General features: G+C 63.9%; 24 protein-coding genes and 1 pseudogene. 3 read left to right on the top strand and 22 right to left on the bottom strand.

Annotated features, from left to right (window positions below):
- Positions 1-148 precede the first annotated feature (148 nt).
- The 7 genes from modC to gspD form a co-directional block, all read right to left on the bottom strand.
- Positions 149-1,231, bottom strand: coding sequence for a molybdenum ABC transporter ATP-binding protein (gene modC, locus KBT70_RS16580; protein ID WP_296636698.1), 1,083 nt, complete (start codon positions 1,229-1,231; stop codon positions 149-151).
- Positions 1,231-1,929, bottom strand: a complete 699-nt coding sequence (gene modB, locus KBT70_RS16585) for a molybdate ABC transporter permease subunit (protein WP_296636629.1) — start codon at positions 1,927-1,929, stop codon at positions 1,231-1,233. The genes modC and modB overlap by 1 nt, the downstream gene beginning before the upstream one ends.
- Before the next feature lie 3 nt (positions 1,930-1,932).
- Positions 1,933-2,649, bottom strand: coding sequence for a molybdate ABC transporter substrate-binding protein (gene modA, locus KBT70_RS16590; RefSeq protein WP_296636702.1), 717 nt, complete (start codon positions 2,647-2,649; stop codon positions 1,933-1,935).
- Between the two features lie 125 nt (positions 2,650-2,774).
- Entirely contained in the window at positions 2,775-3,143 is a 369-nt protein-coding gene (locus KBT70_RS16595; RefSeq protein WP_296636633.1) for a winged helix-turn-helix domain-containing protein, read from the bottom strand.
- Positions 3,144-3,199: 56 nt separating this feature from the next.
- Complete coding sequence (locus tag KBT70_RS16600; RefSeq protein ID WP_296636637.1) at positions 3,200-4,411, bottom strand: type II secretion system F family protein; 1,212 nt, start codon at positions 4,409-4,411, stop codon at positions 3,200-3,202.
- Entirely contained in the window at positions 4,408-5,862 is a 1,455-nt protein-coding gene (locus KBT70_RS16605; protein ID WP_296636639.1) for a GspE/PulE family protein, read from the bottom strand. The genes KBT70_RS16600 and KBT70_RS16605 overlap by 4 nt, the downstream gene beginning before the upstream one ends.
- A gap of 3 nt (positions 5,863-5,865) precedes the next feature.
- A complete protein-coding gene (gene gspD, locus KBT70_RS16610; protein WP_296636643.1) occupies positions 5,866-7,815 on the bottom strand; it encodes a type II secretion system secretin GspD in 1,950 nt (649 codons plus the stop codon).
- Positions 7,816-8,071: 256 nt separating this feature from the next.
- Here gspD and KBT70_RS16615 point away from each other — a divergent pair, with 256 nt between their 5' ends.
- Positions 8,072-8,590, top strand: coding sequence for a tetratricopeptide repeat protein (locus tag KBT70_RS16615; protein WP_296636646.1), 519 nt, complete (start codon positions 8,072-8,074; stop codon positions 8,588-8,590).
- Between the two features lie 2 nt (positions 8,591-8,592).
- Here KBT70_RS16615 and KBT70_RS16620 read toward each other — a convergent pair whose 3' ends face one another.
- From KBT70_RS16620 to gspG, 8 genes are read right to left on the bottom strand one after another with little or no spacing between them, the layout of a single operon-like run.
- Complete coding sequence (locus KBT70_RS16620; RefSeq protein WP_296636648.1) at positions 8,593-9,357, bottom strand: hypothetical protein; 765 nt, start codon at positions 9,355-9,357, stop codon at positions 8,593-8,595.
- Positions 9,354-9,869 carry a type II secretion system protein GspM gene (gene gspM, locus KBT70_RS16625; RefSeq protein WP_296636651.1) on the bottom strand — a complete coding sequence of 172 codons (516 nt, stop codon included), beginning with the start codon at positions 9,867-9,869 and terminating at the stop codon, positions 9,354-9,356. Before gspM ends, KBT70_RS16620 begins: the two co-directional genes overlap by 4 nt.
- Entirely contained in the window at positions 9,866-11,068 is a 1,203-nt protein-coding gene (gene gspL / locus KBT70_RS16630; RefSeq protein WP_296636655.1) for a type II secretion system protein GspL, read from the bottom strand. Before gspL ends, gspM begins: the two co-directional genes overlap by 4 nt.
- Positions 11,065-12,000, bottom strand: a complete 936-nt coding sequence (gene gspK / locus KBT70_RS16635; RefSeq protein ID WP_296636657.1) for a type II secretion system minor pseudopilin GspK — start codon at positions 11,998-12,000, stop codon at positions 11,065-11,067. The genes gspL and gspK overlap by 4 nt, the downstream gene beginning before the upstream one ends.
- Positions 11,997-12,617, bottom strand: a complete 621-nt coding sequence (locus KBT70_RS16640) for a type II secretion system protein GspJ (protein ID WP_296636659.1) — start codon at positions 12,615-12,617, stop codon at positions 11,997-11,999. The genes gspK and KBT70_RS16640 overlap by 4 nt, the downstream gene beginning before the upstream one ends.
- Entirely contained in the window at positions 12,614-12,955 is a 342-nt protein-coding gene (locus KBT70_RS16645) for a hypothetical protein (protein WP_296636662.1), read from the bottom strand. The genes KBT70_RS16640 and KBT70_RS16645 overlap by 4 nt, the downstream gene beginning before the upstream one ends.
- Positions 12,956-12,966: 11 nt before the next feature.
- On the bottom strand, positions 12,967-13,455 hold the full coding sequence (locus KBT70_RS16650; protein ID WP_296636667.1) for a GspH/FimT family pseudopilin: 489 nt from the start codon (positions 13,453-13,455) through the stop codon (positions 12,967-12,969).
- On the bottom strand, positions 13,443-13,898 hold the full coding sequence (gene gspG / locus KBT70_RS16655; RefSeq protein ID WP_296636669.1) for a type II secretion system major pseudopilin GspG: 456 nt from the start codon (positions 13,896-13,898) through the stop codon (positions 13,443-13,445). The genes KBT70_RS16650 and gspG overlap by 13 nt, the downstream gene beginning before the upstream one ends.
- A gap of 114 nt (positions 13,899-14,012) precedes the next feature.
- Between gspG and KBT70_RS16660 the strand changes: the two genes are divergently transcribed.
- Complete coding sequence (locus KBT70_RS16660) at positions 14,013-14,765, top strand: A24 family peptidase (protein WP_296636672.1); 753 nt, start codon at positions 14,013-14,015, stop codon at positions 14,763-14,765.
- A 63-nt stretch (positions 14,766-14,828) separates the two neighbouring features.
- On the opposite strand, the gene KBT70_RS16665 is transcribed toward KBT70_RS16660, so the two are convergent.
- From KBT70_RS16665 to KBT70_RS16695, 7 genes are all read right to left on the bottom strand, one after another.
- On the bottom strand, positions 14,829-16,517 hold the full coding sequence (locus KBT70_RS16665; RefSeq protein WP_296636675.1) for a cytochrome c: 1,689 nt from the start codon (positions 16,515-16,517) through the stop codon (positions 14,829-14,831).
- Positions 16,517-17,386 carry an SCO family protein gene (locus KBT70_RS16670; protein WP_296636678.1) on the bottom strand — a complete coding sequence of 290 codons (870 nt, stop codon included), beginning with the start codon at positions 17,384-17,386 and terminating at the stop codon, positions 16,517-16,519. The genes KBT70_RS16665 and KBT70_RS16670 overlap by 1 nt, the downstream gene beginning before the upstream one ends.
- A gap of 88 nt (positions 17,387-17,474) precedes the next feature.
- Positions 17,475-19,400 (bottom strand): hypothetical protein, encoded by a 1,926-nt coding sequence (locus KBT70_RS16675; RefSeq protein WP_296636680.1) that lies wholly within the window; start codon positions 19,398-19,400, stop codon positions 17,475-17,477.
- Between the two features lie 52 nt (positions 19,401-19,452).
- Positions 19,453-20,241, bottom strand: coding sequence for an SCO family protein (locus tag KBT70_RS16680; RefSeq protein WP_296636683.1), 789 nt, complete (start codon positions 20,239-20,241; stop codon positions 19,453-19,455).
- A 45-nt stretch (positions 20,242-20,286) separates the two neighbouring features.
- Complete coding sequence (locus KBT70_RS16685; RefSeq protein WP_296636686.1) at positions 20,287-22,182, bottom strand: multicopper oxidase domain-containing protein; 1,896 nt, start codon at positions 22,180-22,182, stop codon at positions 20,287-20,289.
- A gap of 559 nt (positions 22,183-22,741) precedes the next feature.
- Complete coding sequence (locus KBT70_RS16690; protein ID WP_296636691.1) at positions 22,742-23,548, bottom strand: hypothetical protein; 807 nt, start codon at positions 23,546-23,548, stop codon at positions 22,742-22,744.
- 158 nt (positions 23,549-23,706) lie between these two features.
- On the bottom strand, positions 23,707-24,606 hold the full coding sequence (locus KBT70_RS16695) for a hypothetical protein (protein ID WP_296636696.1): 900 nt from the start codon (positions 24,604-24,606) through the stop codon (positions 23,707-23,709).
- Between the two features lie 254 nt (positions 24,607-24,860).
- On the opposite strand from KBT70_RS16695, the pseudogene KBT70_RS16700 reads away from it, so the two are divergent.
- A pseudogene (locus KBT70_RS16700) lies at positions 24,861-25,073 on the top strand (EamA family transporter); the annotation flags it as partial.

The raw sequence follows: 25,073 nt of genomic DNA on the forward strand, positions 1-25,073 counted from the left end.
ACCGGGATGAGGCGGGCGCGCAGGAGAGGGTGGATCACCACCTGCGCCACATCGAAGGCGAGATCGCATTTGGCGAAGAGGCCCCGCGCGTCGGGCCGCTCTCGATGATCTTTCCCCCGAATCGCGCGACGGGGTGATGCCAACAGCCTCAGGACGCGCCGATATCGGTTGTGGCGACCGCGACGGCCTTGACCACGGCATGCACCTCTTGACCGACCGCAAGACCCATGGCCGTAGCGGAGCGGCGCGTAACGCGGGACAGAATGCGGCCTGCGTCGGTATCAAGCGCCACGATGGCACCGGGGCCGCCACCGGGGCGGATTTCGTGGATCGTGCCGGGCAGGATGTTGAGCGCCGAGAGGCCTTCAGGCCGGGTGCGCGACAGGATCACGTCATGGGCGGCGATGCGGATGCGCAGGCTGGCACCGGGGTGGGCCGCGACGCGCGGCAAAAAGAGGGGGATGCCGCCCGCCGACAGCTCTGACAGCCCGTCGGCGTGATGGGCGATGACCTGCGCGCGGAGCACGGCCCCCGCCTCGCGTGCGCCGGTGGGCAGGACGGCGGGATTGCCCAGCACCTCGGCGGCGGGGCCCTGTGCGATCACGCGCCCCGCCTCGAGCGCAACGACCGTGGTGGCCAGACGCGCGACCTCAGAGGCGGAATGGCTGACATAGAGGATGGGCACGCTGACGGCATCGCGAAGACGCTCGAAATAGGGCAGGATTTCCGCCTTGCGCGCCTCGTCAAGAGCGGCAAGTGGTTCATCGGCGAGGATAAGCTGCGGCGCAGAGAGGAGCGCGCGACCAATGGCAACGCGCTGCTTTTCCCCGCCAGAGAGGGCAGCGGGACGCCGATCCAGAATCGCGCCAAGGCCCAAGAGATCGACCACGCGCCCCATATCCTCGCGCACGGCGCCCTTGGGGGCGAACCACGCGCCATAGCCGAGGTTCTGGCGCACGGTGAGATGCGGGAAAAGCCGCCCCTCCTGAAAGATATAGCCCAAACGACGGCGATGCGGTTTGAGGCGGACCCCGGCGGCGGTATCGAGTAGCACCCGCTCGCCCGACATAATGCGGCCTTCGTCGGGCATCAAAAGCCCTGCCACGGCGTTGACGATGCTGGTCTTGCCAGAGCCAGAGCGGCCAAAGAGCACGGTCACGCCGGGCGGGGCGCGAAACTGCGCATCGAGGGTGAAGGCCCCAAGCCTGTGACGCAGCGATACATCGAGCATCATTGCCCCCCAACGCGGGCCGCAACCCGCCGTGAGAGCCATTCTGACAGGGCCAACGCCAATGCTGCCAGCGCAATCGACAGCCCTGCGAGGCGGGCCACCCGCCCCTCGCCCCCCGGCGTATCGAGAAGCAGGTCGATGGCCAGCGGAATGGTCTGGGTCTGCCCCGGAATATTCGAGACAAAGGTGATGGTTGCGCCGAATTCCCCCATACCCTTGGCAAAGGTCAGCACGGTGCCTGCGAGAATCCCCGGAATGATCAGGGGAAAGGTCACGGTCAGGAACACCCAGAGGCGCGATGCCCCCAGCGTGGCCGCCGCCTGTTCTAGCCTTGGATCAACCGCCTCGATCGACAGGCGCACGGCGCGCACCATGAAGGGCAGCGCCATGACACCGGCGGCCAATGCCGCGCCCGTCCATCGGAAGGCAAAGCTGAGACCAAAGGTGCTCTCGAAAAAGCCACCGATAGGGCCGCGCGCGCCAAAGCCCAGCAAGAGCAGGTATCCCGTGACCACCGGCGGCATGATGAGCGGCAGATGCACCGCCACGTTCAAGAGACCCCGGCCCGGAAAGCGGCCGCGTGCAAGCGCGTAGGCCAGAGCGATGCCAACCGGCAGATTGATCAGCGTCGCCCAAAAGGCCACCCGCAAGGACAGGCGCACCGCATCCCATTCCGCAGGGCTGAGCCAATCGGTCATGCGCTAGTGTGCCAACACGGTAAAGCCCTGCCGCTCGAAGGCGGCGCGCGCCTGCGGTCCGCGCAGATAGGCGAGAAACTCTGCCTCGGCGGGAGTGTCGCGGTTGGCAAGGTCTGCAACCGGGTAGACGATGGGGGGGTGGCTGTCTTCGGGGAAGGTGCCGAGGATGGTCACGCGCTCTTCGGCGACCGCATCGGTGGCGTAGACGATGCCAAGCGGTGCCTCACCAACAGCGACAAAGGCGAGTGCTCCACGCACATTGTCGGCCTGCGCGACCTGTGGCGCGACCGCCTCCCATAGCCCAAGGGTCTCCAGCGCGGCTTTGCCATAAACGCCAGCGGGCACGCTTTCGACCAGCGCCATGGCCAGCCGCCCGTCGCCCAGAAGTGCCAACAGATCGAGATCGGGGCCGATTTCGATGGGCGGGGCATCGCCATGGGCCACCAGAACGAGGCTGTTGCCCAAGAGGTCAAAGCGCGCGTCCGGTTCGATCAGACCGTCCGCCGCGAGGACGTCCATCCAATCGGGGCTGGCCGAGATGAAGATATCGGCGGGTGCGCCCTGCTGAATCTGGCGGGCGAGAGAGGAGGAGCCTGAAAGGGCGATCACGAGGTCATGGCCGCTGGCCGCCTCGAACCCTGTCTCGATCTCGGCCAATGCGGTGGTGAGGCTGGCAGCGGCGAAAACGGTGATGGTTTCGGCGCGGGCTGTGCCGGGCATCAGAAGGCCAAGGCCAAGCGCGCAGGCGGCGGCGATCTGCAAAGGGTGCGATTGGGTCACGCCAGTCTCCCGGTTTTGATATGGTTCAGAAAACATATCGCAAGGCGGGGGATCAGAGGCAAGCGTTATCTTCCATCGGGAATATCCCTGAGCAGGGACTGGATCGCGCTGATCCGCGCCGCCCCTGCCTCGGCCATGATATCCTCGAGCTTGCGGTAATTGGCCAGCACCTCGGCGCCGGTGTCGGTCAGAGAGGCGCCGCCCCCCTTGGCCCCACCCCGGTTTGATTCGACCAAGGGCTCGCGGAAGGCGGCGTTCATCGATTCCACCAGCATCCACGCGCGTTTATAGCTCATGGACATGCTGCGCCCGGCGGCGGCGATAGAGCCTGTGTCGCGGATGCGTTCCAAGAGATCGGCCTTGCCGGGACCCAGCATCGCGTCTTCGCCAAAGACGATGCGAATCCGGAGGCTGGGGGCGGTGGGCTGTGTCATGGCCCGGTTATGCCAAGAGGCGTTCGGTCACGCAAGATATATCGAAGGCCAAAAAATCAGCCGACAGAGGCCTGAAGATCGAAGATCGGCAAGAGGATGGCGAGCACGATCACCAGCACGAGCGCGCCCACGATCATCATCAAAAGCGGGTCGATCAGGGCCGAGACGCGCTTGCGCTCGTTGGTGAGCCAGGTTTCCACCAGCACCGCCGCGCGTTCGGTCATGCGGCCAAGACGGGCGGATTTCTCTCCTGCGTCAATGAGTTGGCGGCAGACGGGGGGGATGAGGCTCATGCGGGTGAGACCCTGACTGAGGCTCTCGCCCGAACGCACCGCCTCGGCCAGATCGAGCGCTTCGGCGCGGAAACGGCGGATCACCAGCACGTCGCTGGCAGAGGTCACGGCATCGACGACGGTCTGGCGGCTGGAGATCACCAGCGCCAGCGTGCGCAGGTATTGCGCCGCGGCCGAGAGGCGCAGGAGGCGGCCAATGACCGGCAGCGAGAGGGCAATGCCATGCCAACGGTCGCGCACGGACGGCACGCGCAGGGCAAAGACAAGGCCGGTGATGCTGGCGGCGATGCCGATGGCGAGGGCAATCCAATGCGCCTGAATCCAGTCGCTGATGGCCATGACGACTTGGGTGAGCGGGGGCAATTCGCGGCCAGAGACCGCGAACATCGCGGCAATCTCGGGGGCCACGTTGACCATCAGGATGCCGCAGACCAAGAGCGACACGGCGGCCACAAAGGCCGGGTAGATCAAGGCGGTGGCCAGTTGCGCGCGGTCGGCACCGACGGTTTCGAGATATTCGGCCAGCCCTTCGAACACCGCCGCCACATCGCCCGAGGTTTCGCCCGCGCGCACCGCCGCGATGTAAAAGCGGGGAAAGCCCGCGTTGGCCTTGTCGAGCGAGACCGAAAGCGGCTGGCCGTCCATCAAGGCTGCCTTGGCCTCGGCCGCTGCCGCCTCGATCACCGGCGAGGTGCCGGAGGCGCGGATGGTTTCGAGCGCCATTTCGGCGGAGAGGTCCGAGGACAGGAGCACCGCCATTTGCCGGGTAAAGACCGCGCGCATATCGGCATTGAGCCGGGTGCGTCGCCCGCGCGCAAGAGTCAGCCCGCCGCCCTGACGCTTGGCGATGATATCCTCGGCAAAGAGACCCTGACCGCGCAGGATGTCGGCGGCCTGTGCCTCGCTCTCGGCCACGAGGGTGCCGCGTTTGCGCTGACCTTCAGCGTTGAAGGCTGTGTAGGCAAAGGCCCTCACAGCGCGTCGCCCACCACGCGCAACGCCTCGGCGAGGCTGGTTCTGCCGACCGAGACCTGATGCAGGGATTGGCCAAAGAGGGTCTGATCGGGGGCGAGCGCGACACGCTTCATCTCCATTTCCGACTGACCCTTGTCGATGGCGGCGCGCAGGGTTTCGGACACTTCGAGGATCTCAAACACGCCGACGCGCCCCGCATAGCCGGTGCCGTTGCAGGTGGAGCAGCCAACGGGGTGATGCACCATTTCGGGGATGGCCATGCCTGCGGTTGCAAAATGCGCGGCCTCTTCGGGGGTGGGCGGGGCCGCGCGGCGGCAGGTGGTGCAAAGCTGACGCAAGAGGCGTTGGGCGATGACGCCGCGCAGGGTGGCGGCGATGAGGAAATCATCCAGCCCCAGATCGCGCAGGCGCACCACCGCACCGACAGAGCCATTGGCGTGCAGCGAGGAGAACACCAAGTGCCCGGTGAGCGAGGCCTGAGCCGCGACACTGGCGGTTTCCTGATCGCGGATTTCGCCCACGAGGATGATGTCGGGGTCTTGGCGCAGGGCGGCGCGCAGGCCGGCGGCAAAGGTCATGCCGATTTCGGCGTTGATCTGGCTCTGGCTGATGCCGGGCAGATCGTATTCGATCGGGTCCTCGGCGGTGAGGATATTGCGGATCTCGTCATTGGCGAGTTGCAGGAGGGAATAAAGCGTCGTCGTCTTGCCCGAGCCGGTGGGGCCGGTGGCGAGGATGATGCCATTGGGCCGCGCCGCCATTCGCTCGAGCACCTCGATTTGATCGGCGCGCAGGCCAAGCTGATCAAGCGGCATGAGGCCGGCAGAGCGGTCAAGCACCCGCATCACGACCCGTTCGCCATAGTTTCCGGGCAGGGTCGAGACACGCACGTCGATGGCACGCCCGCCCAAGCGCAGCGAGATATGGCCATCCTGCGGCAGCCGGGTTTCGGAAATATCCAAGCCTGCCATGACCTTGAGGCGCGACACCACGCGGCGCACCGGCAAATCATTCCGGTCGAGCACCGATTGCAACATGCCGTCCACGCGCATCCGCGCGCGCAACCCAGTTTCATGCGGTTCGACATGGAGGTCAGAGGCCCCGGCGCGCACGGCGCGGCGCAAGAGCTGGTTCACTAGCTGGATGACCGGCGCTTCTTCGCCGTCTTCCAGCAAGTCGCGCGGGCCACGCCCGCCGCCTGATCCCTCTTCGAGATCAAAGGCGAGATCGTCGGTGCCGGTCTCGGAACTGGTGCCGTCCTGATAGAGCACGGCAAGCCGGGCCTGAAACGCCTCGGCCGAGAGCGGCGCTGTCTCGAGCGGCGCACCCGCACGGCGGCGCGCCTCGCGCAGGCCGAGGGCCGTGGCACCGGGGCCGATCAAGAGCCGCGCCCCTTCGATCAGAACCTGTTGATCGCGCGCTAAGGTAAAGGGCAAAAGCGGCGCGGTCATGGTCTATCTGTCCGCGAATTTGAGGGCCGAGGGCAAGGGAGGAAAGCGCCGGGTTTGCGCCGCTTTGTCGATGAAATCGGCGTCGAAAGGTTGGTTGATATTCACGCCATCAAACGGAAAGCTGGAGTCCGGCACACGCGGGTAGGTGCCATCGTCCACGGGGGCGATAAATTCCGCGGCGCGCTTGGCTTCGCGCGCCAGATTCTTGGTCAGTTCGCGCGCCTCGTCATCGCTCGAGAGGATGCGCGGGCGCAGCATGACCAAGAGGATACGCTGGTTTTCGTTGACCGAGCGCCCCTTGAAAAGTCGCCCCAGAAGCGGCAGTTCGCTGAGCCCCGGCACGCGCTGATTGACCGAGCCGGAGCCGTTTTCCAAGAGCCCGCCCAGCATGATCACATGCCCGTCGCGCACCAGCACATTGGTTGAGAGTTCGCGCTTCGAGGTGATCTCGCCTCCTTGCTCCGAGACGGAGTTGGTGAGGTTGGACACCTCTTGATTGATTTCCAGACGAACGGTCTTGTCGCGGGTGATCTGCGGCGTGACCGTGAGGGTCAAGCCAACGTCCTGACGTTCGATGGTCTGGAACGGCTGGTTGGGCGTGGTGGTGGTGCCTACGGTGGAGAAACTGCCCGTCACAAAGGGCACATTTTGCGCTACGACGATTTCCGCCTCACGGTTGTTGAGCGTGAGAATAGAGGGGGTCGAGAGCAGTTTTGTCGAGCTTTTGGAGGCAAGGGCCGCGAGAAAGCCGCCGATGCCGCTCTTGTCAAAGGCCGCGATGCTACCGCCGGTGCCACCGCCTCGAGGCGGGTTGCCCGCAAGAACCGCGCTCACAAGGCTGGTGAGGGTGGGGCGGCCCTGAAGGGCAAATTCGACCCCGCCCACGGTGGCCCCGTCGATCACACCACCGAATTGAAAGGAAAGATCGGAAAAACTCGCAACCGTCAGCTCGAAAATCACTGCCTCGATCAGCACCTGGTCGGGACGTTGATCGAGCCCGCGCACCGCCCCGGTGATCGACTCGATCCGGTCGGTGGGCGCGGTGATGATGAGCGCGTTCTGCTGCTCTTCGGCGACAATGGTGATACCGCCCGGCGCGGCAGACGCAGGGGCGGTCCCATCGGCGGGGGCCTCGGGGGCGCCGAAACTCTGACGGATCACATCGGCCAGATCGGCGGCGTTGGCATAGTTGAGATGCACCACCTCGGTGGAAATGCTGCGCTGCGGTTTGTCGAGTTCCGACACCACTTCGCGCACGCGGTCGCGGAATTCGGGCGTGCCCGACACGATGAGGGCGTTGGAACGCGGATCGGCCGACAGGCTGGAGCCCTGCGGCGTGATGGCAAGGGCGGTGATCACGCTCAGCATCTCGGCGGCCTTGCCATTGCGAAGGGGGATGGTTTCAATCGAATTGCGGCTGGGCGTGTCGAGCCGGTCGACAAGCTGGACGATGCGCTGGAAATTCTCGCGACGGTCCGACAGGATCATGAGACCGGATTCCGGCACGGTCGAAAGCACCGCCTCGGCGGGCAAAAGGGGGCGGATCACCTCTGCCACCTCATCAACGGCGCTGTTGCGCACGGGGATCACCCGTGTCTCGAAATCGCCACCCAGCCGCGCGCGCGCATCGCCCGGTGCCAATTCGCGGGCAAGGTCGATGGGCACGATCCGGTCGGTTTCAGCACCTTCGACGATGGTCAGGCGGTTGAGTTCGAGGACGTTGAGGAAAATCTCGTAGATGGCGGAGGGCGTCACCTGATTGGGCGCGACCACGGTCACGGTGCCTTGCACCCGTTCATCAAGGATGAAATTGCGCCCCGTGGATTGCGCAACGATCTGGACGAAATCGCGCAGGCTGGCATCGCGCAGATCAAGCGAAACCTGCGCCGTCGACAGGCCGGGCCACGCGAAGGACAGCAGCGCCACAAGGGCAAGACGTTTAACAAATTGCATGTGTATAATTCAGGAACATCATTTGGTGATATCTCCTGCCTTTTCATGACTGCCTCGGACCGCGCACCGCTCTGACCGGCGGCTTGGGTCTCTGGCATAAGCCTACCCGATTTGATGTGTCGTTTCCATTGGAAAGACGGGTTGACGCAGGAATGTCCCGCGCCGTGTTTTTTTGGGCAGGTCACGGAATTTTCATGGCTCGGGCGCGGTCGGGCGTGATAGGTTCGTCGCCATAAGGGCAGGAGCATAAAACAAGATGCCGATTTTAAACAAGCCTTTGCTTTGTCTGGCAGTTCTCATGTCGCTTGCGGCATGTGAGCCGGGCGTGATCAGCGAGGGTGCGGATTTTCAGCGCAAATACAGCTCTGCGCGCAAGGCGTTGGAGCAGGGCAATTACGACAGTGCCATTCGCAGCTATGGGGCCTTGATCCAGACGGCGGGGCCGCTCGAGCCGCGTCTGCGGCTGGAATATTCGCATGCCCTCTTGCGGGCGAGCCGATATGACGAGGCGGCGCAGGTGGCGAGTGCGCTCGCGGCAAGCACCAAGGGCAGCGACCGCGCGGCGGCGCTGGCGGTCAGTGGCACGGCGCAGCACGAAAGCGCGCTGGCGGATTTGGGGGCGGGGCGCACAGGGGCGGCGACGGTGGCCAAGCTGCGCGCAGCCGATGCCGCGCTCAAGGAGATGCTGGCGATTGACGCGAGCCTTGATCCGCTGGGGGCCATGGTCAGCCGTCGGGCCGATATTGCCCGTGATCTCAAGCGTTTGGGTGGATAGAGTCAGAACAGGGGCCAGTCTGCGCCAAGGTCGATGTCGCGGGTGATCTGCCAGCCTTCGTCCACCGATTGCCCGGACTGATCCAAGGCGCGTTGCCAATCCTCCGGCACCTCGCCCACGGGGTCGATGCGCAGGTCAAGCTGCGCCATGGGATCGCCGAACCGCCCCGAGAGCGTGCCGCTGGCGCGGATCACATCGCCGGTGAGCGCAAAGGGTGCGCGCCATGTGCCCGCGTCCGAGGTCAGCACCGCCTCGGCCGTGCCGATATCCACGCCCGCAAGCCGCGCGCCGGACCACTCGAGCGTGGCATCGAGCCGGGTTAGGCGACGCTCGGGCAGGCTGAGATCGGCGCGCAACCCCTCGACCCGCACGAGCCCCCCCAGAGGCCAGCCGTCGATGAGCGCGGGCCAATCGGCCAGCAGGATTTCGAGCCCTGCCTCGCGCAGATCAGCGCGATCAAGCGCGAGTGGCAGGCTCAGCATGCCCTGCCCCGACAGCCCCGGAGCGGAGAGCGTGACGGACCAGCGCCCGCCCAGCCCCTCGATCTGGTCAAAGCGCCAAGCCACGTCGCCCGCAACCGGCCAAGGTGGCGGTTGCAACCCGCGCCGCTGACCACGCCAGAGCGAAGACGTATCCTCTGCCCCGGCGAGCCAGTCGGGCACCAGCCCCGGTGCCGCGCTGCGCAGATGGGTCAGCCGCCCCTCGCTGAGCGCGGCGAGGGCAAGGCCAAGCAGGAGGCCGACAAGGATCAGGAGCAGACGTTTCATTGCAGCGGCACCAGACGCAGGTCGGCGGCCACCACATCGGTGCGCGCGCCGCGTTCAAAGGTGAAGCCCGCCAGATCATAGCCCCAGATGTCATTCTGCGCGGTCAGCCATTCGGCCAATTGGGTAAAGCGCACCGCATCAAAGCGTAGGGAAATACCGCCATCGGCGGCGTTGGCCAATTCGGTGGCTGCGTCGCGCAGACCGGCATCGCGCAAGCTGGCCTCGATCCCGCTGATGCCGATGGGGGTGGTGGCGCGCGCCACTTGGGGCTGCTTGCCTGCATCCCGCGCAAGGGTGGCGAATTGCACCGCCTGATCGGCAACCCACAGCTCGGTCGCGCGCGCCTCGGCCACGGCGGCGCGGGCGGCCTCGCGGGATTCGGCCAGGGGCAGGGCAATGCCATAGATCGCGCCAATCGGCAGCGCGATCAGCGCCAAGAGCGCCACCAGCCAGCGTTCGCGGCGGCTCAGCCCCAGCAAAAAGCTGGTGAAACGGTCCATGAGGGCGCTCATCGGTTGTCTCCGCCTTCGGTCACGGCCATGGCCAGCACCGCCTCGACGCCGGTGCTCTCGCGGGTGATGGATTGAGCGACGCGCGCCTCGGTGCCCGCGGTGCGCAGGTCGCTGACGAGCGCATCGAGCGCCGCGAAATCGCTGATTTGCAGGTCGATCACCAGCCCTGCGCCGGGCTGGTAGCTGACCCGCGTGATGGTGGTTTCGTGATTGGCCATCACCCCCCCGGCGCGGCGCAGCACGTCGAGCGGGCGCGCCTCGGTCTCGACATCAGAGTTGGCGTTGCGGGCGCTGTCCATGACCTGTGCGACCTGACTGCGGATGTCGAGAATTGGGCCGGTGGGGATCATCACCTGACGCAGGATGCGTTCGGCATTCAGCCGATAGGCCAGGCCCTGCGCATTGAGCGCGCGGGTTTCGATCATCGTGGCGGTGATCCAGCCGGTGAGACCAAGCACCGCCAGTGCAAGGGGCAGGCGCAGGCGGCTGAGGGTGCGACGCATTTCGGCGCGCTCGGCACCGGGATCGCGGGCAAGGTCGAGGGCGAGTTCGTTATGGGCAAAGCGGGTGGGCGCGGCCACGCCATGCGCGGCAAGGTCGGCGGGATCGGTGCAGATCGGCAGGTTTAGCGCCGCGAGCAACGCATCAATCGCAGGCTGCGCCGGGCCTTGGCGCAGGATGGCGCGGGGGCCACCATTGCGCGCGGCCTCTTGCAGCAGGGCCAGCGCCAGATCCGGCTCGGCGGCAAAGCCATCTTCGGGGCCAAGGCGGGCAATGACGGCGGTCTCGGTTGTCTCGATCACCCAGAGATCGGGGGCGGCGGGCAGACAGAGGTAATCCGGAAGCATCGCGCGGCAGAGCGGGGCAAAGGCCCCGAGCGCGCGCAGCCAATCGCGCCGGTCGCCCGCATCGGTCAGCAAGAGGCGCGTCCATTGGTCAGGGGCCACCCCAAGCCGCGCCGGGCGAATATCAAGCCCCGCTTCGGTGCCGCCATAAGCATCGCGCAACTGGCGGCGGGCCACGCGGTCGCGCGTCTGTCCCTTGAGCGTCGGCGGCAGATCGAGCGGCACCAGCGGCGCGGCCATCCCCGGCACAGAGGCCACAAAGGGCACGCGCGGCGGCGGCGTATCGCCGGTCAGGTCATGGACCGGCAAGGGCGCTGTCGTGCCGCGCGATTTTCGGGTGAGGGTCAGGCTCATGGGGTGACGGTCCGGCGATGTCTGAGGGTGACGGCCCCGGTCAGCGTGGAGCGTTCGACCGTCAGGATGCGGCTTTGGATGCGCCCGTCAAGCAATACGTCAAAGCGCGCCTCGAACCAGTCCGAGGCCGTGACAAAGCCGCCATCCGGGGCCAAGGATTGCGTGATCACACGCGGATGCAGAATGGCCTCGGCGCGGGTCGTGAAATCGGCCGTGTCGGCAAAGGGGACGGTACCACGTTCGGCGATCAGCAGCGCGATCCCGGCGGGGTTGGTACCGGGCAGCATCGCCCCCAGAACCTCGGGCGAGGTGGTGTTGACGTTGAGGCCGCCACCGGGGGGCAGCGCCGCCACATAGGGCAAGAGGCGGGCATAGGCCTCGGCGGTCATGCCGTTGACGAGGCGCAACTCCTCGATCCGGTCGAGCGGGGCGCCCGCAGGCAGAATGGGCAGCGGGCGGCTGGCATATTCGGCGGTCTGGGCCGGGCCGCGTGCCTGAATGAACCCGGCGATGTCGCGGCCAAGCGTGAGCGGTAGGCCAAGGCTGGTCAAGAGCCGGTCAAAGGATTGCACCGCGTTGAGGTCGGCAGGGTCGCTCAGGCTGTTGATATTGTAGCGCCCTTGCAGGTCGGTGATGGTGCCGGTCATCAGGGCGCGGTCGATATCGGCCTCGAACCCGGCCAGCGACCAGCCTTCGAGCAGATGATCAATATTCTGATCGCGTTCCCAATCGCCGCGCAGCACCGGGTCGATCAGCCATTCGGCGGCATCGAGATGCAGCGCCGCCTGCTGGCTGATTTGCAGATGTTCGACGCGGGTGCGGCTGGTTTCGGCGCGCAGCATAAGACCGGCGGCCACGGCCGAAATCGCGGCCACCAGAAGCAGCGCATTGAGCAGCGCGACACCGCGATCCTGAGGCGGGCGATGGGTCATGGATAGGCCACCACGATGCGCAGCGGGCCGTAGGCGATTGATTCTATTTCTATTTCTATTGCCTTGGGCAGCGCGGGGCGTGGCACGAGATTGGGCACGCCCCAATCCGTGACCCAGCCTTCTTCGGTTCCGGCATAGGCGCGCAGGCGCAGGCCCGCGACGCGTTCGAACACGGTGATTTCCGGGCTTTGGGCCAGATCAGACGCCGGGCGCAGCACCGGCCAGACCTGACGCGTGAGGCGGTCGGCGTCGCGGTCGTGGCGCCAGATTACACGCGCCTGTCCTGCCGCCTGCACCTCGGGCAGCACGGCACGCCCGGCAGTCGAGAGGGCGAACCAGCCCGCAGGGCCGGTGCGGTCGAGAAAGGCCGCGTCCGGATCAAGGGCACCCGGCGGCCAGAAGGGGAGCGCAGCGGCGGATTTGAGATCCTCACGCAGAAGGGTGAGGCCACGTGCCAAGGCCGCCGCCTGTTCATCGGCATCGGTCAGACGGTCGCGGGCGCGCATCATGCCGCTGAGCGCCTGAAGCCCCATGACCGCCACAAGCGCAAAGATCGCCAGCACCGCCACCAGTTCAAGCAGCGTCAGACCCCGGTCTGCTGTGGCGGTGCGGGTCATCGCACCACCTCGGTTTGGGCGATGACCACCAGCCGTGCGCCGGGCTGATCGGGGGCGCGGACAAGGATCGTGGCCTCGGTAAAGCCGGCGCGGGTCGTGGCCTCGGTGATCTCAAGCTGCCACTGATGGGGTCCGAAAGTGACGCTGCGCGGCAGGGTCGCGGCCTGACGCGCCCCGAGAAAGCGGTATTCCTCGGCCCGGTTCAGCGCCACCTCAAGCGCCATGACGCGCGACGCCTCGCCGCCCAAGGCGCGGCCAGCCTGATCGGCGCTGCGCAGCGCGGCGATGGTGCCAAGAGAGAGCACGAAGACCGCGATCACCAGTTCCAGAAGGGTCACGCCCCGGTCTCTCATGTCGCCTCGCAGTCGAGACCGAGAAGCCCGGTTGAGCGGCAGCGATTGAGCGTGTCATTGCCGATGAATGTGACCTCGAAAGGGCTGACCTGACCGTCGGGCAGAAAGGTGATGTCAGGACGCGGGGCGCGCGGCAATTCGCGCGGCAGGATCGCGCCCTCGGGTCCCTCAAAACGCGCTTCGCCACGGAATTTCTGTTCTCGGCCAAGAGGTTGCCATCCGTCCTCGGCGGCACCGGGTGCGGGTGGCACGAGCACCTGCCAGCCCCCGGGGACAAGGATGATGCCCTGCGGGGCCGCACTCAGGATAGCGGCATCGCGCAAGCGGTCGTAGGCGGCGGCAAAGCGGATCACATCGCCTTCGCCCCTGCTCCGGTCGGTGATGGAAAAGGTCGCCGTGACCGAGAGCACGGCAATCACGGCCACGACCACGACCATTTCGAGAAGGGTAAAGCCAGCCTCGGGATCGGTGGTTATTCGCCCCATGACCCTATGTCCGCATCGGGGCCGGTGCCCCCTGCGACCCCATCCGCCCCGAGGGTGAAGATGTCAAACTCGTCATGCACGCCCGGTTGCAGGTATTGGTATTCGTTGCCCCACGGGTCCTGTGGCAGGCGGTCGATATAGCCGTTGGCGGCGTAATTGGGGGGGACGGGTGCTGCGGTCGGGGCCTCGACCAGCGCGCGCAGCCCCTGTTCGGTGCTCGGATAGCGGAAATTGTCGAGCTTGTAGAGCTTGACCGCCCCCGCCAGAACGGCGAGATCCGATTGCACGCGCGCGGCGCGGGCCTGATCCGGGCGGTCGATGATGCGCGGCATGACGACCAGCGCCAGAATGGACATGATGACCACCACGACCATCAGTTCAAGCAGCGAGAAACCGGCATCGGCAGCCCTGTGGGACCAGCGGCGTGACACATTGATTTGCATGGTAAAATCTGTCCGTAAATGCGTATAGACTACAGCGTGAATCATAGAGCACGCGCAACACTCTGACAATCGCTGCCGTGGCCCCTGCCCCGTTTTTCCCGCATTGGACGTCCTATGCCCGCAACTGCCCCTCTTGCGTTTTTCCTGATCCTGACGGGGGCGGCGATGGGATCGTTTCTGGCGGCCTGGGCGGATCGGTTGCCGCGCGGCGAGAGCATCGTGGGGCCAAGATCGCGCTGTCGGTCCTGCGGTGTGCAGATCGGGGCGCGCGACATGGTGCCGGTCGTATCCTGGCTGTGGCTGGGGGGGAAATGCCGGGGCTGCGGCGCGGCCATCCCCAAGCGGGTGTTTTACGCCGAAGTGGGGGGCATGGCGCTGGCGGTGCTGGCGGTCTGGGTCGCGCAATCGCCCTTGCACATGGGGTTGGGGGCGCTCTGGCTCTGGCTCTTGATGGGGCTGGTTCTGTGTGATCTGGCCGCCTTTCGGCTGCCGGACGGGCTGACCGGGCCGCTCTTTCTGACGGGCATGCTGCTGGCGTGGGAAGATCCGAGCCGCGATCTCTGGGGCGCGCTGCTTGGGGCGGCGGTCGGGGCGGGGGCGTTTCTGGCGCTGCGGATCGGGTATCGGATGTTGCGCGGGCGCGAGGGGCTGGGGCTGGGCGATGTCAAGCTGATGGCGGGGATTGGCGCGGGCCTCGGGTTGACGGCGCTGCCGATGGTGACGCTGGTGGCGGCGGTGCTGGCCATGGGGGTGGCCGGGGCGATGGCGCTGCGGCGCGGCAATCGGCCAGACGGCGATCTGGCGATTGCCTTTGGGGCCTATCTGGCCGGGGCGGCGGGGCTGGTCTGGCTCTGGCCGCTGATCTGAAAAAGCGTGGGCGGCAGGTTTCCCCACCGCCCACTACGCACCCTTTGGCCCATTACTCAAAACCTAGGGTACGATCCACTCACTGACGACACGATAGCCAACACGCTCTTCCGGGGCCAATTCGGCGATGAAGGCCCCCTTGGAGGCGAAGCGCTGTCCCGGTCCAAGACCGAGTTCCGGATGCGTGCCGGGGTTCAATTCGTTCTCAGCCTCATGTTCGATGATTTCTAGCACATAATCACGGTAGAAATCATTAATCGCATGCATGAGACCGAACTGAATCATGGTCAGTGCATAGTAGGTTTGCAACTGGATGCGCGGGTGCGTGACCTCGAGCCGCCGCGTGTGCATCCAGCCGCGGATGCGGTATTTGTTCGGATGGTAAGAGCCCGGCTCGTCATAAGGCCAGACAAGACGGGCCTGTTCGACAAGCGCCGGTGAGAAGGCCGCAAGCGCGGGCTCCTTGGCCGCTGATGGCAGGAAAAAGCGCGTCGCAGCAGGCGGATTGGCGGCCAGCACGGCCACCGCCTCGTCCACATCCTGTGGCCAGATCACGAGGGTCGTGTCAGGGTCTGCGGTGGCAAGGGCCGTGCGCAGGCCATCCGCGTCGTCGTAAGACAGGGTTTCCACATGCGTGTCGGGCAGGACCATCCCCATCGTGGTTGCAAAGGACGTGGCCGGGCGGGTGCCCTGCGGTCCGGTACCGTGTAGTTGGACGACGTGGGTCGGGGCCGTGTCCTGATCACCGAGGTAGAGCGCCAAGGCTTCGGCCTCGAGCGAGAGGCCACGGTTGAAGAAAACCGAATAGCCATAGCGCCCCTCGCCGGGCGTGGGCAATTCGGCGTTGGGGAAGATGCAGGGCAGGCGTTTGGCGTCGCAGAACGCGCCGATTTCATCCCAAGGCCCCTCGACCAGACCGCTGACGGTGGCGAACACCGGCTGTTCGGCATATTTCGCCTCGAGCTGGGCGCGCCATGTCTCGGGCGCACCTTCGAGCCGCCAGACGTGCAGCTTCCAATAGCGATAGGCAGAGATGAAGTTGGAGCGGTAGTTGGGCGAGAAGGTCGGATTGCGGGTATCGCCTTCGGTATCCTTGTTCATCCACTCGAAAAACAGCTCGAGCGTGCGGATCATGGCATCGGCGGCTGCCGGGTCGGCACCGGGGTCGATGATGGTCGCAAGATGGACCTCGCGCTCGGTCACGCCGGGATCAATCTCGACCGACAGTGTCTTGAGGAAGGCCGAAAGATTGGCCACGTCCTGCGGGGTGAGGTCGTAGCGCGGCATGATCGGGTCGAACACATGCCCGCCCGCGTCCACCCCGTCCTTGAGTGCGCGCGTGAGCAATTCGTCGTCATAGGCCGGGCGCATACGCGGCGCGCGCACCCGCGCCCAGAAACCGGGGGGCTGCACCTCTTGATAGAGGTCCTTGAACATGCGGTTGCGGTTTGGTGTCTTTTTCTCGAACAGCACCGAGCCGATGATCGGCGGCACGTAATTGCCGCCCTCGGAGGTGCCAAACCCGCTGGGGCGGTGGCAGTTGACGCAGGAGAATTGCGCGCCTGAGACCTTCACGTCGCCTTGTGTCACACCGTTGATCAGTTGACCATCGGCCCCGATCCCCTCCCAATAGAGTTTGCGACCGAGTTCGGCATCACCCGCCTGTCCCGCCCCGGCCCAGAGGGGCACGGAAACGAGAGCCAGAGCAAGGCCGATGCGGCGCAGGGCGTGGCGAAGAAGAGGAGCGGACATCAATTCACCTCGGGATGCAGCATTTTGCTGTATTCCTCTGCGAGTTCTTCGGACCCAAGCAGACCTTCGAGCCGGAGCCATGGGGCGTCCTTGTTCGCGCGCAGGAAGGTGAGCGGGCGGTGATACATCTTGTTGTCACCCTTGTAGATCGCATCAAAGGCGCGCACGACGGTGAAGATGTCATCGAACTGGCCAGTCAGCATGACCCAATTGTCGCGCGCACCATGCAGTTCTGCATATTCCCGCAGGCGCGCGGGCGTGTCGTATTCGGGGTCAATCGAGATCGAGACCATGCGATAATTCTCGTCGATGGCAACGAGATCCTCTTGGGTCTGGCCAAATGTGGCGCTCATCACTGGGCAGATGGTGGCGCAACTGGTGAAGATGAAATTGAGCAGCACCGGGCCGTCGAAATCCATCACGTCCACAAAGCTCACCTTCTGGGCGAATTGATTGCGAAGTGTGACGTCGGGCACCGGATAGTCTTGCAGACTGCGCTTGTATTGAAAGCCGTCCGGGCTCATTGCGATGCCAAGGGTATTCTGGTCGTCCATACCGAGATGGTCGGGCATGCGGTGGCTGTCGGCGGCGTGATCGCCGTGACCTGCGGCATGGGCCTCATGGCCCTCGGCCTGCGTGGTCTGATCCGCCGAATGATTGCTATGATCGTCGGTCTTGGCGGCGCTGTGATCCGCCGAATGACCGGTGTGATCGGCACTCTCGGTCGCGCTGTGATCATGGCCTTGGCTATGGTCTTCGGTTTTGGTGTGGCCGGAATGATCGGCCGAGGCGGGGGATGCGAATGCCAAAAGCGCCAGACTGAGGGCACAGGCGGGCGCGATACGAAGGGCAGCTTTGATCTCGTTCATTTCAAGTCTCCGTCGAGAAAGTAATGTCTCAAAATGAGAGAGGCACCGGCGGCTGGGATGCCGCCGGAACCTTTTTCAGATCAATCGCTTAGTGGATGGACCACACGGCGACATCATGGTGCAACGCGTCGAACTGATACATCCGAAGACGGGCAGAAGGTTCGTAGCTGAAGGTAACTTCAACGTGGTGTTCCCCGATGCCGTCGACGTTCACATACTCGTTCATTTCCTGCTGCATGCCGCCCCAAGCGAACTCGGAGTTGCCGCGACCCACACCGTTGCCATTGGAAACCTGCCAGATCGTATCATTGACAGGTGTCTTGGGCGCGCCTGCTGGACGGGTTGCCGGCGGGACAGGGATCGGTCCGCCCCCTGCAACGTGGATCCAGAAGTAGTTCCGGCCGAAGGTGAAGAGAGGTCCGGCACCGCCGCTGGGCAGGGTGTTGTGGAAGGTATTTTCCCAGCCACGCAGACCGCCGAAGTCCACCAGAACGTAAGCATGGACGAAGTAGTCGCCATTCAGAAGCTGAATGTTGACCTTGTCGCCGCGCTTGTTCCAGGGTCCATTGGTCATCTTCACTTGGGAGGTGCCATCGTGATCCTTCAACTGGCCATAGATGGTGTTGTTGAGGAACAGAACGGTGACATCGGCATCCGCAGCCATTTCATAACCGGTCGGCAGTTGGTTGCGGTTCTTCCAGTCATAGAAGGCCTGACGGATCAGGTGCATCTGTGCCTGGATGATCGAGCCATTCAGACCGCCACCAAAGTGCTTGTTGGTCCGGTTGATCGTCATGCCGCCCATTTCACGGAACATCTGCCACATGCGCTTGGCCGGGGCAGTGTCGCCGATCATGCCGATTGCGGCAAGTTTGGCCTCTTCGCTGGCGAGCGGGTTTTCACCGAACACGCCAATCTCTGCGCTGTTGCGCAATGCGCCGTTCCGCAGCGGAACGCGCATGTTCTCGACCACCTGAACCCGAGGCGGGTGCTGACGCCAGCCCCAGTGGTAGCTGAGGTTCCAGAAGCGTGCCGGGGGCATCTTCATGTTGAGCGTATACTCAAGGCCTTCTTGCATCGGGAAGAAGGTCTGGTCCATGCCGATGTTGGGAACGCGCGGGAACGCGGTGCCGCCAGCGGTCATGTCCGGCCCGCCAAGGTCGGTGAAGTCGAACTCTGTCCAGTCATCGAAGAACATTGCGTAGGGTGCAAAGTCTTCGTGGCCACGGTTAAGGATCTTGATCACATAGTGGATCGTCCATTCCTCATCCGTCACAGCGATCGGGTCGATATAGTTTGCGTCGGCTTCGATATGGCTGTCGTACCAGATCTGGTTGACCGTGACCGACTTGGTCACAGGATCGACTGCTTTGGTCTTGATGCCACCGAGGTAGTGCAGCAAGGGGAAACCTTCGTATTCCCGTTCGCTGAAACGACCCTGAAGCTCGTTGCCTTCGATGATGTCAACGGCCCGGCGCGCCAAGGTGCGCAGGGTCGCGGGATTGACCCGGCGCGGATATTCGTAGCAATGCCGATTGCCCCGGAAGGTCCGGCACATTTCGTGCGGTTCCGACATCGCCTCGATCTGATCCATGATCCAGTCAAGGTCATCGGTCGGCGAGGTCTTGTCGATTTCGCGTGTCACCGGATCGTCGTGCAGATTGTAGGGGTTGTCCGGTGTCGAGGGCAGGGTGTTGGGGATTTCAGCACCCCGGCACGTCTTGGCATTCTCGTAGATGGTCGGCAGCAGGTTGGTCGGATTGGGACCAAAGCTGTCACCCTCGGGGAACACCGAGTAGCCATCTGCCGTCAAGAGCGTGGTCGTGTTGCCAACAGTCGTGCGCGTCTCGAACGGCACACGCGGCTGTTGACCGCCGTTGGCATGTCCCGACACGTTGCAGAACATGTTAAGGTCGAAGGGTGTCTGGGCCCAAGCGGGCGCCCCCCCAACCATGGCTGAGGCGGGCAATGCCATCACCGCGGCCAATCTTATGGATTTACGAAACATTTTCATTGTCTCCGATTCAAAATACTGTTCTGGCGCCCCGGTTTCCCGGGGCCCGGGATCAGACTTCGCGGTTGTGGTTGCGCGTATCTTTCATATCGAACACGCGCGGACCGGCCCGTCGCAGCTTTTCGCCGACTTTCGGCGCAGCCTGCGGCATGACCCAGGTGACACGGTTGGCGGCATCGTCGGCCCGGATATCCCAGGGGAACGATCCCCAGAGACCGGCGCTGCCATTGCCGTAGAACACCACGTCCACCTTGCGCTTGCCGGGCAGAGTCGAATGACTCATGCGATACATCCGGAAGGCAAGGTCGGCGCAATGCTGCGGCGTCCCGGTCAGGAAATGCCAGCCCTTGGGCGCACCGAGTTCCGAGGCATAGGCCTGCATGCGTGCAGGGGTATCATGCTCGGGATCGCGGCTGATCGAGTACACGAAGACATCGCGCCCGACCTTGTCGCCCAGTTCTGCCACCACGTCGACCATACGACGGGTGATCGGAAAATGCTCTTCGTCCTTGAGGCTCATGAAGTGCATCATCACGACCTTGTTCTCGATGAAGCCCTCGTAGAAGGACATCCCGAGACCGTCCTGATTGACCATCATCACATTGGGGAACGAATCGTTCACCGCAGAGTTGATGACCCCACCGCTGTTGACCGGATTGCAGAGCACCGGCATTTCGTTGGGGTGCAGGGTTGTCTTGGTTTCGCGCAGTTTCGCGAGTGCGGCCTTGCGTGCCTCATCGGCGCGCTCTTTGGAGTTACCCGGCGTGGTGTAAAACCCGGCGGTCATCCCAGCAGCCGCCGCGACCGGAAGACCGGCCAAGAATTGACGTCTGTTTGTCATGTCTTTTCCTCTCATTTTTCAGAGAATTCCTAGAAGGATTTCCGCTCAGTCACCCTGACCCGGCTCCACGATATCCCAGCGCATCATCATTGCGTGGTCTTCGTGCACGACGTTGTGGCAGTGCATCACGTGCTTGCCAAAGAAGTCGCGCCAGCGGCTGAAGAATGTCACCTCGTCACCCGGCCCGAGCGAGACCACGTCCTTGCGGGCACGCTCTACCGCACTGGGCGGACGACCGTTGACCTCAAGAATCTGGAACTCTTCGAAGTGGGTATGAACCGGGTGCGCCCAAGCTGTGCCCTCGTTGCGGAAGGTCCAGATTTCGGCAGAACCCTGCTCGATCTTGGCATCCACACGGTTGGGGTCCATCAGGCGGCCGTTCACCGTCCACAGGCCGTTGTCGTAGTCGAATACGAACAGGCGCTTGCGACGGACTTCGGACATGCGGATTTCCGGAAGCTTGCGCATGGTGGCAGGAACGCGCGACGGATCGGGCTTTTTCTTGCCTTTGCAACGGAATTCCAGGACAGGCATCATGTTCTCGCCTTCCAGCGTAAAGCCGGTCGGACCTGCGCCATCGCCACGGATTTCCAGATCGTTGAAGACCTGGACCTTGTCGCCATCCTTGTACTTCGAGAAGTCGATGATGACGTCAAAGCGGTTGGCGATCCAGAGGTCGATCTTGGGTTCGACCAGCGGGGCCTCGAGCAGGTTGCCGTCATTCGACAGCACGATGAAGTCGTCAAAGTAGGGCTCGCCGCGGCCAGACTTGGGAACCACCTTGAGCACCAGACGATAGAGACGCGACGGGCCGCCGTTGAGGAAACGGAAGCGATACTTGCGCCGGTCAACATCGAGGTAGGGCTGGATGATCCGGTTGACCGTGATCTTGTCGCCCGTCATGCCCTGCGTGGTGTATTGCAGGCGGTTGGAGTCGAACGTATCCGGCGTGCCTTGCGAGTTGCCGACATCGACAGGTGCCGGACGCGCTTCGGGATGCGGGGACGCGCCATCGGGCGTGAAGAAGTCCCAGATCACCTGACCGTTGGGCTGGAACATGACATCGTGCAGGATCAGCGGAATGTCATATTTGCCCGAGGGCAGACGGAATGCGCGTGGATTGCGATCGCGCTCGTTGTTGGAATCGCGCTCATCAAAGATGAGATAGAAACCCGAGAAGCCCGCGTAAACGTTGGTCGCGGTGAAATCGAGCCGGTGATCGTGATACCACAGGGTATTCATGATCTCGGGGTTGTCGTAATTCCACTCGAACGGCGAACCGGCCGGGATGTTGGCGTAATGGTGATCCCAGAATTCGCCGGGATTGAAGAAGTCCTGCGGGATACCGTCCGACTCGGACGCGGTATGGCCGTTGTGCAGGTGGATGGTCGGCGAGGGCAGCGCAAAGGTCACATTGCCAGCACCCACGGTGGGCAGCAGGTTGTTGCGGCGCAGGAAGACCGGCTCGCCGTATCTGGCGTGATAGGTTTCACCCGGCGTGATGCCGTTGAAGCCCCAGTGCCAAGACCCGACTTCGGGATCGCCATCCCGGCCGACAACGCCCGGAGTACCGTCGCCGTAGGGGGGCTGCCAGTGATACTTCCACCGGAATTCGGTCATCACTTCTTCGTAATGCTTTTGCGGCGGGAAATCGTCAAAGCGCTGATGGCGCTCGGGCTCGATCGGCGGATCGTAGGTGTTGGGATTGACGGGCTCTGCCACCGGCATGATGTTCAGCGGGGCCGTGAACGGCTCGACCGCGGGGCTCGACTGCGTGACGATGCTCGGCTCAAAGGTGTCGGGGAATACAAGGCCGGTTTGCGGCAATCCTTCCGCGGCACTATCCGGCCACTGCTCGATCTCGACCGCTCCGGCCTGCGAAACCGCCACAGTGGCGCCCGCAGCCCCTAGGCCGAGCTTTAATGCGTCTCTTCGTTTCATGCTTTGTCCTCCAGCAGAAAAAGCTTGCGAAAATTACCAGCGCCACGCTCCAGACATGACGCAATCAACCCCGCGCCAGACATGCCGCGAGAAAGGAGGGCTATAGCCCCTAAAGGTAAACGACCGGTTTGGCCGCCTTATGTAAGGTTCGAGCGAACTCGTTTAGCGTGGGATGACAGGCCGGTAGAGGTGAGTAATGTGTGGCCCGTGCGGATCTGTGACCCGCGTATTTTGGTTAAATAGCTTAGAGCAATTGCTCCCCGTTCAGCGCACAAAACGGCGCTTTATTGACATTGGTAGTACCGTCAAGAGCGCCAAAATGACGCGCCTGACCTCACTACCTCAACACAAAATCTTGTGTGGAACAATGATAACATTTTCGTGATAAGGCCGTAATGTTACTTCGCGCACCAAATCAACGCAGAAGAAGAATTCAAGCCTCTGATATATATAGCTATTTTATTTCAATATACGGGGCACGAATTGAAACAAACGCTTTATCCGATGGTAAATAGTTTATGAATTTTGGATTTAAAGAGGGGGGCGCAAAAAACTGCACCTAGCCCCGACCGGTGATCCGCACGGAAATGGTGCGCCGTTGACCGCCACGCATGATCTCGACCGCGAATTCATCGGTTTCGGACAGGATCTGTTTGGCATTCGCCAGCGTTTCCGGATCGGAAACAGAGTAGCCATTCACGCGCAGCACCAGATCGCCCTGGCGCAGGCCGATCAGGTCATAAACCTGGCCCTCGCGCACCCAGAGGATTTCGGGAAAGACCTCGGAGGCGTTGCTCCCGACTGTGACCATCCGCACGCTGCCCGCGCGGCCCAGAACGCGGCGCAGATCGCTGCCGGTTAGGGCGCTGGCCGGGATTTCGGCCTCATCTTCCTGAACCGCACCATTGACCATCATCCGCGCCATCATCTCGTCTGGCGTTTCCTCGAAGGCGATCAGCACACGCTCTGTCTCGCGCTCGACCCAGACCCCATCGGGGGCGATTTCCAACACGGTTTCGCCGCCGATCAGCCGGTCGCCCGCGCGCACCAGACTGTCGCCATCGGACGCGGTGAGAATGGCCCAGCCACTCTCGCCGCCCGCGACCAGCCCGACAAGGCGGTATGTCTCGAGCTTCTTGGCCAAGGCCGGGGCCTTGGGCGGGTCGGGCACATAGGGGTCAAAGACCGCTGGCCACTCCTCGGGCAGAGGGGCCTCTGCGGCGCTCTCGACCGCAGCAAGCGCGGCGGTGATCTGCACAGGCTCTGGCGGCACAGCCCCCCGCGCGAGCAGGGTCAGCCCGATTTGCCCCGCGCCAAAGCCGCAAAAGATCGACGCGGCAAGTGTGAGAGCCCCCAATCCGCGCACGGTCTCAGCTCCTGCGCGCCGGGTGGCGCGCCTGGGGTCTGGCGGGAGCGGGACGGCGGGGCATGTCGGATCAATCCTGAAAAGGGTTTGGGCGGCTCAAGAAAAGGGCTGTGCGCAACATGCGGATGATAGCCGCAGCCGCTTGGCCCGACAACGGTTTATACGGGATCGCCATCCGTCATCGGCGGCACGTCAAGCGGCAGCGGCCAGTCGGCGGGGTTGGTGCATTCGGTCTGGGGGCGGGCCAAAAGAATTTGCGCGTGGAAATGACCCGTGGTTTCCACCCCCTCGGTCACATGTCCGGCGGCCTCGGCGTTGGCGATGGCGCGGGCCTGTTCCTGCGGCCCCTCAAAGCGGCGATGGACAAAGGGCGGGATCGGCAGACGCTCGACCACAAGACCATGGGCGCGCAGCACTTCCATCGCCTCGGGGCGTTCATTGCCCCGGATGGGCGAGGTCATGATCCAAGGCTTGACCGGGCCGCAGGCGGCCAGCAGCCGGTCGAGCGCGCGCGGCATGAGCTGCGCCACAGAGCCACATTCGACGATCATGTGACAGTGGGCGAGGTCGGATGCAAGCTCCGGGGAGGGTGGAGCCTGTTCCAGATCCTCGACATAGCCGGATTGAAAGAGACCAACCGCGCGCCCGTAGGCGACCGCATTGGGCATGACGTCAATGCCCGTCACATGCAGCGCGGGGGCGGCCCTGCGCAGCCCCGCCAGCCAGTCACGATCCCAGCCGATCACCTCGTCCGCGCTGGCATTGTCGAATGCGGGCTGCCGATAGCGGTCAAAGACCTGTGCAAGGCTGAGATCATGCGCCAAGAGTGCTGTGACAATGCCATAGCTGCTGGCGAAATCGACAATCCGCGCCTGATCAAGGCCACGCAGGCGCATGACCTCGGCCAGCCCCGCCCGAAAGGCCGCGACCGCGTGATGCTGGTTGCGATAGCCCAGCCGGTCCATCATGCGGAAATAGGCCCGGCAATCGGGTTGATCATAGGTATCATCAAAGATGGTGACAAAGCCGGGGGCGGGCGTGTCAGAGGGGGCGGTCATGGCAAGGGTCCCTCAAAGGTCAGGGGGCACGGGCCCCAGTGTCGCGCAAACTTGCCCCCCGCGCCGCGATTTACAACCGAAATCACGCCGAATTTCACAGTTTCCCACGCAAGCGTGACGCGCGTGCCGCCCTTGAAACAATATTTCGCGGCTCTCAGGGGAATGTGACCGCCTGTGCGCGGGCGTTGGTTGCGCAAGTCAGAGTTGCAGCGCAAGGTAAGGACAGGTTTCGAAGGGACACTCGGGAGGATACCATGAGCCACGCCAGCACGCAGATCGTTCCAGATGCCTCGAAGGTCATGATGGGTGCCACGCTCGCTTGGGTGGCGGTGCTGATCTATGCCTCGTCGAATTCGCTTGTCTCGCTGCTTGCGGATATCGGATCGCAAAACCGTGTGATGGGGCGCAATGTCATCACCTATTGCAACCTGCTGTTTGTTGGCTCGCTCATGTCGATGGTGCCGATG

The organism is Roseovarius sp. (assembly GCF_018066915.1).
In the GTDB taxonomy this organism is placed as follows: domain Bacteria; phylum Pseudomonadota; class Alphaproteobacteria; order Rhodobacterales; family Rhodobacteraceae; genus Roseovarius.